Raw genomic sequence first — 16,028 nt, forward strand, 5'->3', positions numbered from 1 at the left:
GCGATGAATCGATATCGTCCTCCTAGCCATACACCCTGGGGGGAACAGATTCATGGTCGAATCGACGCGCACTTGGGCGCCGAATCCCGAACTCGTTCGAGAAGTAGAGCAGCAGTTCGAGCGCGCCATCGCCTCGTACAGAGCGAACCCGAACCTGATCAGCGAGCACGCTAATCATGAAGAGTCGATCCGCGTCGGCGGGTACGCCAACCGCACGCTGCTGGAGCTCGTGCAGAACGCGGCGGACGCGATGGCGGGTGCCGGCGGCCCAGACGACGACGGCCTCGGCCGAGTCGAGATCATCCTCGATCCGATGTCGCGAACGCTCTACTGTGCGAACTCCGGTCGGCCGTTCTCCAAGAACGGACTCATCGCCATCACGCATGCGCACTTGAGTGGCAAGCGCGGCGATGAGATCGGACGCTTCGGCCTCGGGTTCAAGTCGGTGCTCGCAGTCGCCGACTCGCCGCAGGTACTGAGTAGATCGGTCTCGTTCGAGTTCAACTCGGCGAAGGCGAAGGATGCGATCCGCAATGTTGGATCGGCCGTGCGGCGACTTCCCGTGCTTCGCACGGCCACGCCACTCGATGCGGAGCGGCTGCACCAGGAGGATCCGATCGTGCAAGCGCTCGGTGACTGGGCGACCACGATCGTGAGACTGCCCAACATCTCGAACGTCGACAGGCTTCAGCATGAGATGCAGTCGTTCGCTTCAGAATTCCTGCTCTTCGTAGGTGCCGTCCGCGAGGTCCGGCTCCGCGTTCTCGGTGATCAGGGATTCGAAACGAGTCACGTTTCGCGGAGCCTCGGGGACGGGCTCTATAAGATTGAGCGCCCCGACGGCAGTGGCGACGAATGGATCGTCGGCGAGCGCATGCACTCCCCCACCCCGTCGGCTCGTCGCGAGGTCGGAGAGGCCGTCTCTCGTGACCAGGTAAAGGTCAGTGTGGCCATCCCGGCGAAGTATTCGCAGCAACGGATCGGGCAGTTCTGGTCCTACTTCCCGCTTCGCGATGAGACGTCGGCATCAGCCCTGTTCAACGCTCCATGGAGCGTGAACGACGACCGAACCACCCTGCTCCGCAACGACTACAACCGCGAGATCCTCACGACGCTGGCGGAGATGTTCGTCGAACTGCTCCCGCGCGTGAGCACGGCGGCGGATCCCGCCGCCGTCCTCGACTACCTTCCAGCGCGAGGACGGGAGGCCACCTACTTCGGGGACGAGGTGCTTTGCGCACTGGTTCCGCGTCTGGCCGTCGAGACCGCGCTGATTCCGGACGGGCCTGGCCGGCTGCGCGTCGCTCCAGCTCTCAGGCCGCTCGACTTCGAGTGGGAGGCGCACGAGTCCGTTCACAGGGCATGGATCGCCTCGCCGAACACTGGTGACGACGTCCCGCACTGGCGGTGCTACGCAACCCCGAGGCGCATCGCAAGACTGCGTCAACTATTTGTGGTCAGCGTCGACCCGGACCGCTTCGACGATGACGGTCGGGACCTCCGACGGGCGCTCGACTCAGTGCCGAAGAGAGGGATCCTGTCGTGGCTCCGCGAGTGGGCCGAGGGCGGTGATATCGAGTCCGCTGCTAACGCGCTCAAATTTGTGATGGCGGATCGTGGCAAGCCTGAGATGGGTCAGGCCAGGGTGATCCCGACGAGCGATGGCGTGCGTTCGCTCAACGACAAGAGCCTGGTGTTCCTCAGACGAGCCGAGGACCTCGAGATCGAGGGTGCTGTCTTCGTTGACCCCGAGTTCCTTGTCTATCCCGGCATGGATCGGATGCTCCGGGAAGCCGGATTCCGGGATCTCGATCCCGTCGCCATTCTCAATGCTCGAATCGCCCAGCTCACCGGTCCGACAAATCCGGAACTGCAGGCCAAGTTCTGGGACGCGGCGCTCGAGGTGAGCCCCCGTGATGCGTCGGACGTCGTCAAAGCGCACCCTCACGCGTCGGTGCTCGTGCCCACGCTCGACGGCGGCTGGGCCTGGCCGCAGCAGGTGCTCGACCTCGACGAGTCCCTGCCTGCGGCGGACGGCGGCGTCCTGCTCGATCGCCGGCGTTGCCTCCGGAGCCTCGCGCATGAATTGGGTGTCGTGCACGCGCCCCGAGGCGAGTTCTCATTCGATGATGAATTCGCTTCCGATGCATACATCGATTGGGTTCTGCAGGACGTGAACGGTCGGCTCACTCCGGGCGATCGCCCGGTCGAGCGTGTATCGGTGTTTCCTAGCCGCGGAGCCTCTCCTGGACCGTTCTCAGTGCTGCTGCTCCTTCGCGACGCAGGCGCCACTGATCACATTAGGGAGACCTGGACACGCGGGCTGCTGAGTCTTGGCGATGCACCTTGGGACTGCGAGGACCAGGCCACTGGTGTCACGTACCGGATCAAGTCGCCGGTGAGATGGGCTGCCGAGCAGGCAGGCCTGCTCCGCAGTTCCCGCGGCTACCGCCCCTTGGGCGAACTGGTGGCGCCATCGCTCGTGCAGTATCGAGAACTCCTGCCGCTTTTCGACGGGCCCCGGGACATCGTGGACGCCCTACAGCTTCCAGACGAGCTCGAGAGAGTTCCGGCAAAGATTCTCGCCGAAGCACTTTCGGTCGATCTGCTGCCGCCTGCGTCGAACGATGACCTGCTCGTGAGCTTCATCATCACGGCAAGCCGTCTGGCCTACCCTGCGGGACCCCCGCAGATCCCGGCTCGTGTGGGCCGGATCATCGAATCGCGTCCCACCCGCACGGTCTACGTTGCTGTCAGCGACGAGCAACGCGAGTACCTGGCCCAGCACCAACGCCCCTACCTCCGTGCGACCGAGGAGCAAGCCGCCCTACTCACCGAGGTCGTCGGCTGTCTGCGCTTCGAGGACAGCTTCGCGTTCTCGACCCGCATAGAAGGACAGCAGGACCCCGAGCGACTCCTGGACGTCTTCACCGGCCTGCGCTCCGTGGTGCAGTCGGACGACCTGGCCAACGCGACGATTGCGCGGGCCGGCTCCATCGCCAAGTGGGTCACGACCGAGGAGGGCGTCGAGACCCAGTCGCTCGATTCCTATCGCGATGGCTCGTCGATCGTGGTTCGTGCCGGTCTAGATGAGCGAAAGACTCTCGCCGCGGTGAGCGAGGCGTTCGACCTCGGAATGACGAACGCGGACATCACGCGCGCCCTTCAGGTAGGCCTCGCGCACCATCTCGAGATCCTCCGCCAGGAAGCGCTTGCTGCGGAATCGGACGCGGGCAGGCTGGAGGTCTACTTCGGCGACGACGATCTCCGCGAGAAGCTGCCGAAGGGCCTGTGGCATGGGCTGGAGGCGCAGGGCCTCGTGTCGGCCCGCACCTCGGTAGCCGCACTATGCCTCTCCGTGTACGGCAAGGACACTGTTCGAGAACTCGCCGACCTCTTCCGTCGCGAGGGCTTCCCCGATGTTCCGAATCAGTGGGCAGGCGGCGCAGCCACCATCTCGTGGCTCCGGAAGATGGGATTTGGACCGGAGTTCGCTGGCCAGCGAACCCAGCGCCAGGACGCCGAGTTCGTGGTGCCCGGAGCCACCATCCTCTCCCCGCTGCACGGTTACCAGCGTGACATCAGCGCGAAGTTGGGCGCTGCCCTGACACAGAGGACTGGTGACCGGCACGCGAAGGCGATGGTCGTGCTTCCGACGGGCGCAGGGAAGACGCGCGTAGCTACGCAGACCGTGCTGCAACTGTTCATCGACGGTCGGCTTACCGGACCCGTTCTCTGGATCGCGCAATCACAGGAACTCTGCGAGCAGGCGGTGCAGACGTTCAGTGAAGTGTGGCGTGGACTCGGAGATGAGCGTCCCCTGACGATTGGGCGGCTGTGGGAAAGCAACGAGGTTCACGAGCCCGACACGCAATTCAGCGTCATTGTGGCGACTGACGCGAAGATTGAGGTGATTCTTGGCCGGCCGAATCACGCGGACTACGACTGGCTGGCGCGTTCGGGCGCGGTGATCATCGATGAGGGCCACGTCGCCGGCACCTCGACCCGCTACACGGAGATTCTCACCTGGTTGGGAGTCGATGGCAGGAATTGGGCGCGACCCCTCATCGGGCTCTCCGCCACACCCTTCAAGGGGACCTCCGTGCAGGCTACCCGAGCGCTGGCGGCTCGTTTCGGGAACAATCCGCTGCAGGCGTTCGACGACGACCCCTACGGCGAGCTGGTTGCGCTGGGCGTCCTGGCGAGGGTCAAGCACGACATCCTGCGTGGCGTCGATGTCAGTCTCACGGGCGCAGAACTCGCGGACGCCGAGCGAATGCGCCGGATCACGCCTTCGGTGCTCGACAGAGTCGCAGCCAGTCATGCCCGGATGAGGATCCTGGTGGACAGCATCATGGGCCTCGATAATGAGCGGGCGAAGTCGGTGCTGGTATTCACGCCGAACGTCCTCTCCGCTCAGGTACTAGCAGCAACGCTGCGGTTCCAAGGGATTAAGGCGGCATCAGTCAGCGGACAGACTGGGCGTCAGGAACGACGCGACGTCATCGGGCAGTTCAAGCGCGGTGAGATTCAGGTCCTGGCCAACTGCGATCTCCTTACGCAGGGGTTCGACGCCCCAGGTGTCAGCGCCCTCTATATCGCCCGCCCGACGTTCAGCCCGAACGCATACATACAGATGGCAGGACGAGGGCTGCGGGGACCGAAGAACGGCGGCAAGGAGGAGTGTCTCATCGTCGATATGGAGGACAACTTCGGTAACTCCGACATCAACAACCTGCTCGGATTCCGAGAGTACGAAGAACTCTGGCAGGAGCAGAACACATGATTCTGAGCCCGGACCTGCGTGACGTCGAGAAGACGACGGTCAGCGAGGCGGAGCGCCGACTCGCGCGGCTCCTCGCCGCAATACCCGAGCAGATGGCGGTGGCGTTCCACTCGGTGAAGCTCCGCTCGCACGCCTACAAGCAGATGGCGGAAGCCGACTTCGTCGTCCTCTGGAAGGGCGTCGTCATCGTCGTCGAGGTAAAGGGCGGAGGTGTCAAGAAGTTCGACGGCTCCTGGTACACCGTCGACCGGCATGGTGACGCCCACCGACTGTCGTCCTCGCCGATGGAGCAGGCACGGACCGCGATGTTCGCCTTGCGGGACATCCTCCGCGAGGACGGGATCGGCTGGTTCCCCACTGAGGCCATAGTGGTGACGCCTGACATCGACAGTCCACCCTCGTCAACGGAATGGAAGTCAACCCACTGGCTCGCTAAGGATTCGATGACGGCCTCAGCCCTGTCCGCTGCGCTTGATCGCGTCGCCGAGGGCTCGCGCCCGGTCCCCCGCGGCGAGCGCGTGGCCCGCGCGGATGAGTTGCGTAGAAGGCTGTTCGGCGAATTCTCCAGGATGCCTGTTCTGGATGCGCAGCGAGGTGCTGTTGTCGATGAACAGAACAGAGCGACGGAGGGTCAGGCGCGTGTCCTGGCCGGCCTGTCAAGAAATCCTCGCATCGTGGTTCGCGGCGGGGCCGGCACCGGCAAGTCGCTGGTGCTTGCGGAATCCGCGAAACACGAGGCTTCGGCGGGACGTTCTGTTCTCATCACCTTCCGTTCTCCCGGGCTGCGACACTTCTTCGAGCCTCGTGTCTCCGAGCGCGGCATCGCGGTGATCGCTTTCGATGAACTTTCCCAAGAGCGCCAGTACGACGTCCTTCTCGTCGACGAGGCGCAGGACCTGATGTCCTCAGAAGCCATGGACCTTCTTGACCGGGTGCTGGTGGGGGGAACGACCGGTGGCCGTTGGCGGATGTTCCTCGATCCGAACAACCAGGCGCACGTTCATGGGAGGTTCGACCGCGAGATCTTCGACCTGGTCGCGTCCGAGGCCTCCGAGTACGACCTGAGCCTGAACGTCCGTAACACCAAGGCCATCGTGCACATGGTCCAGGAGTACCTCGGCGCCGACGTCGGCGATGCAGGCATCGTCAACGGCGAGAGGATTCAATGGTGCTGGGCGACCGACGGAGGAGGCGTCCTCGAGGCGATTGCCATCGCAAAGGCGCTCACCCTAGAGGGAGTTGCGCCGTCGAACATCTGGGTCATCCCGGTCACCGCCGACGCATCGACGGACCGTCTGCAGGACGGCATCCGCGTTCTCAGCCCGCGCTCGGCGAAGGGCCTCGAGACGGAGCATGTGATCGTCTGTGACCTTCCGGATGAGTTCGACGATCACCCGATGGCGAACTTCTACGTCGCTGTCACCCGCCCTCGCGTAGCGCTGCATGTCGTGGCGACGGGCGAGGACAAACGACGGCTGCAAACCCTCGCTCGGAGGACTCGGTGAACACCCAATGACTCTCACGAAGGCGCAGGCAATCGCCCTCGACCACATCCGGAAGGCGTATGTCGGTCCGGAGCAGGGCGACGATGAGGTCCTGATCAATCGACCGTCCCTGCAGTACTCCGTCGGCATGCTGTTCCCAGCCGAGAGCGACTCGTCGGTTTCCACGGATGAGCGGCAACCCGATACGTCCGACGGCTTCCTGGAAGCGGACGTGGAGAGGGGGGAGGTAGAAGAGAACGACGCGTCCGTCCCCCTCGCTGAGGACTGGCGGCCCTCCTCGACCGCCGTCTCGCTCGTCACCGATGGTGAATCGGTCCTGTGCGACTTCTCGGCGGCCACCTACTCGCCGGTGATGGACGACGGTCCCGCCCGTTGGCGACGGCAGGCTCACTCGTTTCCGGCGCTCGAACTGACCCGAACTACAACCCATCGTCAGATGACACTCGGATCCGTGAGCGTCGAGGTCGGATCCCGATGGCGGGCATACGGGGCTGGCTACCTGGTCACGACGCACGTACGGGTTCAGACGGAATCCACGGGCAACGACCGCGAGGACATCGCCCGCATGCTCTTCCAGGTAGAGCTGGGTGTGCGCCCCCGGACCGGCGCCCGGATTCTCGAGTACGACGTCTCCCGCGCGATCGATGTCGATTCGGAATCGCGCGAACTCCGAGTCCGATATCGCGACCGCAGAGTATTCGCGGTCGGGCACGGAATGGCCGCAGGCTGGGACGTCGGGCCGAGCGGGGAGTGCACCAAGGTGTATCTGGATCCGGTGCCTGCGTTCGTCGTGCCCGCGATCGCGCAGACGAGCCTCGGAGCTGACAGTGAAGCGGCGCGAGCCCTCGACCTCGACTTCTTGCAGACCATCGATTCCGAGCCGGAGGAAGTGGTCGCCTCGTTGTGGTCCTTCGTCGAGGAGTTCCAGGGCTGGGTTCTGGCACAGGCGCGCGACGCCGAGCGGCTAGGAGATGACGCCAGCGCGATCGTCGCCCGTGCTGGACGCGCTGCGGAGCGGATGAGCAGCGGCGTGTCCCTGCTCGAGGACCCGACGCACCAGCAGATCAGGACAGCATTCGCGCTCGGCATGGCGGCGATGCGCGAGCAGATGCTGCAAGCGGCCATCGCGAGGGGCGAAGTCGACCCCCGGCCCGCCTGGCGGCCCTTCCAGCTGGGCTTCATCCTTGTCACGCTCGCGTCTACCCTCGATGAGAGAGACATCGAGCGCGAGTTGGTGGATCTGATCTGGTTCCCGACAGGCGGTGGCAAGACCGAGGCGTATCTGGGCGTCGCTGCGGTGGCGATCTTCCTCCGCCGGATCCGCTTCGGGGCAGCCGGGGCGGGCACCGCGGTGATCACCAGGTACACCCTGCGGCTCCTCACCTCTCAACAGTTCCAACGGGCAGCGTCCCTGATCTGCGCGATGGAGCTCTTGCGGGCCAGCGACACGCGCGCACGAGGCATGGGCCCGTTCTCGATCGGCCTTTGGGTCGGCAACGAGGCAACCCCGGGCAGCCGGGGCAGTGCGAGGCACGCGCTTGAGCGGCTGTACAAGGCGCGGAGTCCTCGAGAGGCCAACGAGTTCCAGATCACCGAGTGTCCGTGGTGTCTAACGGAACTCGTGCCCGAGACCAAGGACGACTCCCGGCGCTCATACGGGGCGCGCGAGGCGGGGAACGACGTCGTCTTCCAGTGCATCAACGACGCTTGCCCCTTCGCCGAACGCGAGCTGCCTATGGCGGTGGTCGATGACGTCCTCTACGACGAGCCGCCCACCATCCTTCTGGCAACCGTAGACAAGTTCGCGCGACTGCAGTTCAACGAGCGTGCCGGGCGGTTGCTTGGTATCGGAACTCCATACCGGCGGCCCGAGTTGATCATCCAGGACGAGTTGCACCTCCTGTCCGGCCCTCTCGGCACGACAGTGGCTGTCTTCGACGCGGTGATACAGCTGCTCTTGAACCGCGGGGGCTCGAAGCCGAAGATCATCGCGTCCACTGCGACGATCCGCGCTTCCACCGACCAGGTCCGCGGCCTGTACGGCCGTTCGGTCGCGCTGTATCCCCCCGCCGGTCTCAACGGTGACGAGACCTTCTTCGCACGACCGGTGACTTCCGGGGAGGGAAGGCTGTACGTCGGTCTCATGCCGCAGAGCGTGTCCCAGGCGACCGCGCTGGTCGCTGCGGCGTCACCCCTGCTGGAGATTCCGGAAGTGGTCCTCGAGTCCGAGGGCGTCGACCGCCGGCGGGACCCCTACTGGACGCTGGTTATGTACCACAACTCGCTGCGGGAGTTGGGCCGTAGCGGGGCACTCCTGCTGGACGACATCAACGGCCGCCTGGAGACGCGTGCCGAGCGGCTGGATGCGGCTCTGCGCCGGGTGCGTGCCTCTGCCGTCCTCGAGTTGACGAGCCGGCGCGGTCCCGAGGAACTTCCCAATGACCTGCGCCTGCTGCGTGCCAGCGCTGATGAGCCGGGGTCGGCGGTCGACGTGGTGCTCTCCTCCAACATGCTCTCGGTCGGCATCGACGTGCAACGGCTCGCTCTGATGCTCATGGTGGGTCAGCCGAAGACCACGGCCGAGTACATTCAAGCCACCAGCCGCGTCGGTCGCGGGTCGGTCAACGGCATCGTCGTCACTCTGTTCCGGTCGAATCGAGCCCGCGACAGGTCGCACTTCGAGACCTTCCGCAGCTATCACGACGCGCTCTACCGTGGCGTTGAGCCGACAAGCGTGACCCCCTGGTCACTGTCTTCGCGCGACCGTTCTTTGGCGGGAGCGCTCGTGGCACTTCTGCGCCACTCATTTCCGGCGCTGGCCGGTGACGCGGCGGCAGGATCACTCGACCTGGATGATCCCGGCTTCCGTTCGCAGCTCGACCCGCTCGTGGAACGGCTGATTTCGCTTGTCGCCCGCGCCGAGGCCGGCGAAGCCGAGGCCGCAACCGATCAACTCTGGCAGCTCTTGCGCGATTGGGATCGCCGCGCCAAGAAGGCGCGAGAGGACGGCGAGGCACTCCACTACGAGCGGCGCCGCGCCGAGTCCTCGGCCCTCGTGCTCCGATTCGGGCAAACGGGCGAGGGGTGGCTCGTGGCCGACTCGATGAGGTCCGTGGAACCCAACGTGGCCGTCGAGGTGCAAGAACCAATGCAGGAGGTACAGCGTGCAGAAGATCCGGCATGATCTCCGTCTGTCGGAGACGATCTCCCCCTTCGGCGTGGGGGCGATCGTTGACATTCGTGGGGAATCGTTGATCGCCCCCGACACATCGTGGTGGGACCGGCGTACGGCGCCGGAGATCTCGTGCGATCGCCTCCTGGCTCGTCTGGGCGGTGGGGTTCTGCGACAGCCCCCGGCCCATGCGGGCAGAGCCGCCACGGACACCTTCAGCCTTCCGTACTGGAGGTTCCCCGCATGGCGATTCTGCGAACGATGCGGAAGCCTCTCTCAGTTGACGCGGAGCGAGAAGGGGCGGTGGCGCAACTCCTGCCAGTGCGGCGGGGCGCTGGTGCCGATGAGATATGTGGCCGTGTGCGTGAGTGGGAGCCACGTGCAGGACATCCCATGGTTCATGTGGACGCATCGCGGGCACGACGACGGCGTCACGGAGGAGGTGCGGTTCTGTCGTGCCTACCGGGAGCTTCGCTTCGAGCGATCCACAAAACGCGGCGAGGGGCTCGCGTCGCTCCTGGTGGTCTGCGGCGCTTGCAAGCGCTCACGCTCCCTGGCCGAACTTGTGGGCAAGGACGCCCTCCTGCGAGACGGGATCCGCTGCGACGGGAGGCAGCCCTGGGAACCGGTGGCGCCGGCCTCGACTCCTTGCGACGCGCATCTCGTCGCCGTGCAGCGCGGGGCCACCGGCAATTACATCGCCGAGCGGGTATCCGCCCTGGACATCCCGGAGGAGAAGCCTCACTCGATAGAGATGGCGGAGAAGATCCGCACGCACGATCTGTACGAACGGGTCGTCGCCGACAACGGCGGCCCTCGGTCGGAGCAGATCGCCGGGTGGATCGGGGAGGAGCTAGGAATCAGTTCAGAGGCTGTGCTCGCTGTCGCCCTGTCTGGAAGCGACGCGGAGTCACCCCTGCTCGATTTGAAGGACGGTGAGTGGGCGGCCTTCGTGAAGAAGATCAAGGCGGGCCGCGACGGCTCCAACGGCGACTTCGTGGTCGATGGATGGCAGGCCGACCGGATCGAAGAGGCGCCGCGGGAGCTTCGCCGAGTGATAGCCGGTATCGGTCAGGTGCATCGGGTGCGTGAGGTACGAGCGCTCAAGGGGTTCCGCCGGCACAGTCCTGAAGCGTCGTTCATTCCCGCGGATCTGGACAAGGACCCGAGGCATCGCACTGTCTATCCCGCGATCGAGATGTTCGGCGAGGGCATCTTCCTCCAGTTCGACGAGGACGCAATTTCCGAGTGGGAGAGCCAGCCGGCGGTTTCCGCTCGGGCGAACATCCTCGTCGACCGTCGAGCGCACTCTGCATGGGCAGTTCGCCTGGATGTTCCGGAACCGCGTTTCATCGCGCTCCACACGATCGCGCACCTGCTCATTCGGCGTCTTGCCTTCGCGAGCGGCTACGCGTCGGCCTCTCTACAGGAACGCGTCTACGCGAATTCGGACCGGGCGGACAAGACGGCCGGGGTCCTCATCTACACGGCGGCGGGAGATGCTCAGGGCACGCTCGGAGGGCTAGTGCGTCTTGGCGAGCCTCGCCACCTGTTCCCTCTCCTCATCACGGCGCTGGACGACGCGGACGTGTGCTCGAACGACCCAGTGTGCAGAGAGAGCGACAGGCAGGGATCGTCCCAGCTGAATCTGTCCGCGTGTCACGGATGCGCCCTTGTCAGCGAGACGTCGTGCGAGACCGGCAACCGGCTTCTGGATCGTCAGCTCGTCCTCGGCGGAAGCGACGTGCCGGGGTTGCTGGAGGCGGTCCTGCCAGCGGTGCGACGCGGCGTCGCGACCTCGTGATTCTCTGGTCGGCGCGCCTCCGACCGTGGCGCCTCGTTGAAACATAGATTGACGCGGTGGCGCAGGAAATCACGGTTCTCGACCTGTTCGCGGGAGCAGGAGGGCTCACGTCCGGCCTCCATGCTGCGTCGGATCGCTTCCGGACCGTAGGCGCCGTCGAGTGGGACATGGCAGCCGCAGCGTCGTATGAGGCGACCTACGGACGTGGGCTTGTGTACGCAGGGGACATCAAGACCTGGCTCGACGACGAGGATGTGCCCCGGGCCGACCTAATCATCGGCGGCCCTCCCTGCCAAGGCTTCTCCAGTCTGGGTAAGCAGGATGTCGAGGACGAACGCAACTCGCTCTGGATGGAGTACGCGCGCACCATCCGTCGAGCGACGCCGAAGTACTTCGTCGTGGAAAACGTCGCTGAATTCAAGAAGTCCCCGCAGTACGCGCTCTTCAAAGAGGCGACGAGCGAGGGCGGCATGCTGGAGGACTACGGCTTCGAGGCCACCATCCTCAACGCCGCCGACTTCGGCGCGCCACAGTCGCGGCGTCGGACTGTCATCATCGGGTATCGGAGGGACTTGGGGTTCCCCGGCTTCCCGGAAGCCACTCACTCCGCCGACTGGAAGGCGACCGGGCTCCTGCCGCATGTAACCGTCGAGGACGCGCTGAAGCGGGTTCCCCGCGTGCCTGACCGCGACCACGTCTTCGCCGAGAAGTCCACCCGGTTCCGAGGCAAGGAGTTTGCAGGTGCCTTCCAGGTGCGCGACCTCCACTGGAGCCGCAAGTACACCGACCTCTCCTTGAAGCGATTCGCTGTGATCCCGGCAGGAGGCAATCGTCGCCACCTGGAGCCATATCCCGAGTTGATGTCGCCCTGCTGGACCAAGCACAAGAGCGGGTCGGGCGATGTAATGGGAAGGCTCCGATGGGACCGCCCGTCGGTGACGATCAGGACGGAGTTCTTCAAGCCCGAGAAGGGGCGGTACATCCATCCTGACGAGGATCGGGCCATCACTCACTACGAGGCGGCGCTGCTTCAAGGATTCAGTGCTGACCACCGCTTCGTAGGATCGCGGACGGATATCGCACGTCAGATCGGCAACGCGGTACCGATCCCGCTCGGAGCCGCTATCGGAAGACTTCTCGCGAGTACCTTGTAGGGAATCCTCGCTGGGCGCGAGCTTCTCCGTTCGGCCTTCCGTAAGGCCAAGTATCACTCCAGGCCCTGGCACTGCCGCAGCTGTAGGTACGACTAGACGGCGAGCAGGCCGATCGACCCAATGCGGCTAGTGGGCATAGGCATGCTGCTCGCCTCGAGGAAGGGCGGGTCGTGCGGCGACTACCCTTGGAAAAATGTCTGTGTGGAGCGAGGAGCAGCCTTTCCTCGACATCCGTGACATCTCCCGGCACGTCGGACCGGCGTCGTTCTCCCGCGGCCAGGAGTACGCGTCGCGCGGCGCCGTGCTCGACACCACGTGGGACGCCGAGCACCACGTGCTCAGCGGCCACGTGCGGGGCACCGCCCGGGTTCCGTACGAGAGCCGCATCCGGTTCCGCTCGGAGCACCCGTCGGACGTCACGAGCTCCTGCACCTGTCCGGTGGGCGGCAACTGCAAGCACGTCGCCGCGACCTTGATCCGCCGGAACCTTCTCACCATGCAGGAGCAGCTCGCCGAGAAGCCAGCCGAGCCGGTCCACGGGACGCCGAGCACGAGCGCTCCCGCCGTCAACGAGCCGAGCTGGAAGACCGCCGTCGCCGCGCTCACTAAGCCGAGCGCCGCGTCAGAGGACTCCGGCAGGCGCCGCGAGCTGATCCCGATGGGGCTCCTCTTCGAGGTCCGCGAGATCGGCGCCCTCCGCGACCGCTGGCGGGGCGCATCCGGCCGCGCGGCGGACATCCGCACCCCCTCCTCCGCCGAGCTCCGGCTCGGCATCCGCCCCGTCGCCCGCAGCGGCGCCGGGAACTGGGTGCGCAACACCGTGACGTGGAGCACCGTCGGCCACCACACGGGCCGGCTCGGCCTCAACCCCGACCACCAGAGCTGGCTGGCCCAGATCGCCGCCCTCAACCGCTCGAGTCGCGGCGTGTACGGGTACTCCGAGGCCGACTGGATCTACCTCGACGACCTCACCAGCCCCCTCCTCTGGCCGCTGCTGCGGTCCGCCGCCGATCTCGGTGTCGAGCTGCTCGCCGGCAAGAAGGGCGAGCGCGTCACGCTCGGCGAGGAGGCGACCATCGCGGTCGAGATCGTCGCCGAGCACGAGGACGGCAGGCCGGGTGACCTCCGCGTCTCCCCCGCCGTCCGGATCGATGGGGAGAGCCACCCGGTCCGTGCCGCCCGGCTCCTCGGCGACCACGGCGTCTACGTCTGGGAGCCCGACGCCGAGTCGAAGCTCGCGCTCGCGCCCACCGCCGCCCCGGTCACCGCCGAGCAGCGGCAACTCCTCGCCAACCGCAGCACGGTCGTCGTGCCGGCGCGCGATGCCGACGAGTTCCTCACCTCCTACTACCCGACCCTCCGCCGCACGGTCCCCGTCACGAGCCCCGACGAGTCCGTCGAGCTGCCGCAGCCGCCGACCCCCACCCTCGTCCTCACCGCGACCTACTCCGCTGGACACAAGCTCAAGCTCGACTGGGGCTGGGAGTACGACGGTAGCAAGGCGCCCCTCGCCCCGACCGGGGACCAGGGCTTCCGCGAGCCGGCCGCCGAGCGCGAGCAGCTGGAGCAGATTCGCGCCCTCTACCCGAGCGCGGCCGACGTGCCCTCGCGCACCCTCGAGGGCATCGACGCGGCCGAGTTCACGGCGACCGAGCTGCCGCTCATCCGCTCCCTCGAGCACGTTCGGGTCGACGTGAAGGGCAAGCAGCCCGACTACCGCGAGCTGACCGGCGCCCCTTCGCTCACCGTGTCGACGGTCGAGACGGACAAGCGCGACTGGTTCGACCTCGGCGTCATGGTCAAGGTCGACGGGCAGACGATCCCGTTCCAGCCGCTCTTCAAGGCCCTGTCCAAGGGCGCGAATAAGCTGCTCCTCGTCGACGGCTCCTACCTCAGCCTCAGCCAGCCCGTCTTCGACCAGCTCCGCGATCTCCTCGCCGAGGCGTCCGAGCTCGACGAGTGGGAGACCGGCCTCCGCATCAGCCGCTACCATGCGAGCCTCTGGGCCGACTTCGAGGACCTCGCCGAGGAGACCGAGCAGGCCGTCGCCTGGCGCGAGTCCGTCGCGGGCCTCCTCGACCTCACCGTCGACGGCGAGCTCGAGCACACTCCCCTGCCCGCCGGCATCGACGCCACCCTCCGCCCCTACCAGCAGGACGGCTTCGACTGGCTCGCCTTCCTCTGGCGGCACCGGCTCGGCGGCGTCCTCGCCGACGACATGGGTCTCGGCAAGACGCTGCAGACCCTCGCCCTCGTCGCCCACGCCCAGAACGAGACGCCCGAGGACGAGCGGCGTCCCTTCCTCGTCGTCGCGCCGACCTCGGTGGTCGGCAACTGGCTCGCCGAGGCGAAGCGGTTCGCGCCGCACCTCGCCGTCGCCGGGATTACCGAGACGGAGAAGAAGTCCGGCCGGCTCCTCGCCGACCAGGCACGCGGCGCCGACCTCGTCGTCACCTCCTACGCACTCTTCCGGCTCGACTTCGGCGCCTACTCATCCGTCGGCTGGGCGGGTCTCGTGCTCGACGAGGCGCAGTTCGTGAAGAACGCCGACTCGCAAGCGCACGAGAACGCGGTCGCCCTGGAGACGCCGTTCAAGCTGGCGATCACGGGCACGCCGATGGAGAACAGCCTCACCGACTTGTGGTCGATCTTTCGGATCGTCGCGCCCGGGCTGTTCCCGTCCGGCCGGAAGTTCCGCGATGACTACGTGAAGCCGGTCGCGGCGGGCAGCGGCGCCGACAAGCTGACCCGGTTGCGCCGGCGCATCCGGCCGCTGATGATGCGCCGCACCAAGGAGCTGGTCGCCAAGGACCTGCCGCCGAAGCAGGAGCAGATCCTCTCCGTCGACCTCTCCCCCAAGCACCGCCGCCTCTACGACACGGTGCTGCAGCGGGAGCGGCAGAAGCTGCTCGGCCTGCTGCCCGACCTCAACAAGAACCGGTTCATCGTCTTCCGCTCCCTGACCCTGCTGCGGATGCTGAGCCTCGACGCGTCCCTCATCGACGAGCAGTACGCGTTCCCGTCCGCGAAGCTCGACGTGCTCTTTGAGAACCTCGTCGACGTCCTCGCCGAGGGGCACCGGGCGCTCGTGTTCAGCCAGTTCACGTCGTTCCTCGGCAAGGCGCGCGACCGGATGGACAAGGCAGGCATCAGGTACGAGTACCTCGACGGGTCGACGACCCGCCGCGCCGAGGTGCTCGAGCGGTGGCGCGAGGGCGATGCGCCCGTGTTCCTCATCAGCCTCAAGGCCGGTGGCTTCGGCCTCAATCTCACCGAGGCCGACTACGTGTTCCTGCTCGACCCGTGGTGGAACCCGGCCGCCGAAGAGCAGGCCATCGACCGCACCCATCGAATCGGCCAGACCCGGTCGGTGAACGTCTACCGCATGGTGGCGGCGAACACGATCGAGGAGAAGGTGATGGCCCTCAAGGAGCAGAAGGCCCGCCTCTTCGATGCCGTCATCGACGACGAGCAGCTGTTCAGCTCCGCGCTGACGGCGGAGGACATCCGGGGTCTCCTGGAGAGTTGACCCCTCTCTCGAGGACCGGACGCGTGCGGCAGATCGGGTGGCTCAGGACGAAGAATTCCTGCTGAGCGGCTGATCTGA

6 protein-coding genes are annotated in these 16,028 nt (G+C 66.1%); all 6 read left to right on the top strand.

The genetic code is table 11. The features are described from left to right. Positions 1–52 precede the first annotated feature (52 nt). Positions 53–4,786: a sacsin N-terminal ATP-binding-like domain-containing protein gene (locus J3P36_RS01505; RefSeq protein WP_210505497.1), complete on the top strand. Its 4,734-nt coding sequence runs from the start codon at positions 53–55 to the stop codon at positions 4,784–4,786. After that, positions 4,783–6,291, top strand: coding sequence for a nuclease-related domain-containing DEAD/DEAH box helicase (locus J3P36_RS01510; RefSeq protein ID WP_210505498.1), 1,509 nt, complete (start codon positions 4,783–4,785; stop codon positions 6,289–6,291). Before J3P36_RS01505 ends, J3P36_RS01510 begins: the two co-directional genes overlap by 4 nt. Positions 6,292–6,298: 7 nt before the next feature. After that, positions 6,299–9,475: a helicase-related protein gene (locus tag J3P36_RS01515; RefSeq protein ID WP_210505499.1), complete on the top strand. Its 3,177-nt coding sequence runs from the start codon at positions 6,299–6,301 to the stop codon at positions 9,473–9,475. After that, entirely contained in the window at positions 9,456–11,267 is a 1,812-nt protein-coding gene (gene drmB / locus J3P36_RS01520; protein WP_210505500.1) for a DUF1998 domain-containing protein, read from the top strand. The genes J3P36_RS01515 and drmB overlap by 20 nt, the downstream gene beginning before the upstream one ends. Before the next feature lie 56 nt (positions 11,268–11,323). Beyond that, a complete protein-coding gene (locus J3P36_RS01525) occupies positions 11,324–12,421 on the top strand; it encodes a DNA cytosine methyltransferase (RefSeq protein WP_307806914.1) in 1,098 nt (365 codons plus the stop codon). A gap of 193 nt (positions 12,422–12,614) precedes the next feature. Then, positions 12,615–15,950: a DEAD/DEAH box helicase gene (locus J3P36_RS01530; RefSeq protein WP_210505501.1), complete on the top strand. Its 3,336-nt coding sequence runs from the start codon at positions 12,615–12,617 to the stop codon at positions 15,948–15,950. Positions 15,951–16,028 lie beyond the last annotated feature (78 nt).

The sequence above is a fragment of the Naasia sp. SYSU D00057 genome, assembly GCF_017916505.1.
Lineage (GTDB): Bacteria > Actinomycetota > Actinomycetes > Actinomycetales > Microbacteriaceae > Naasia.

Excerpts from the sequence above, each read along its gene's own strand:
- J3P36_RS01505 (WP_210505497.1), top strand. The coding sequence starts at position 53 with ATGGTCGAATCGACGCGCACTTGGGCGCCGAATCCCGAACTCGTTCGA.
- J3P36_RS01510 (WP_210505498.1), top strand. The coding sequence starts at position 4,783 with ATGATTCTGAGCCCGGACCTGCGTGACGTCGAGAAGACGACGGTCAGC.
- J3P36_RS01515 (WP_210505499.1), top strand. The coding sequence starts at position 6,299 with ATGACTCTCACGAAGGCGCAGGCAATCGCCCTCGACCACATCCGGAAG.
- J3P36_RS01530 (WP_210505501.1), top strand. The coding sequence starts at position 12,615 with ATGTCTGTGTGGAGCGAGGAGCAGCCTTTCCTCGACATCCGTGACATC.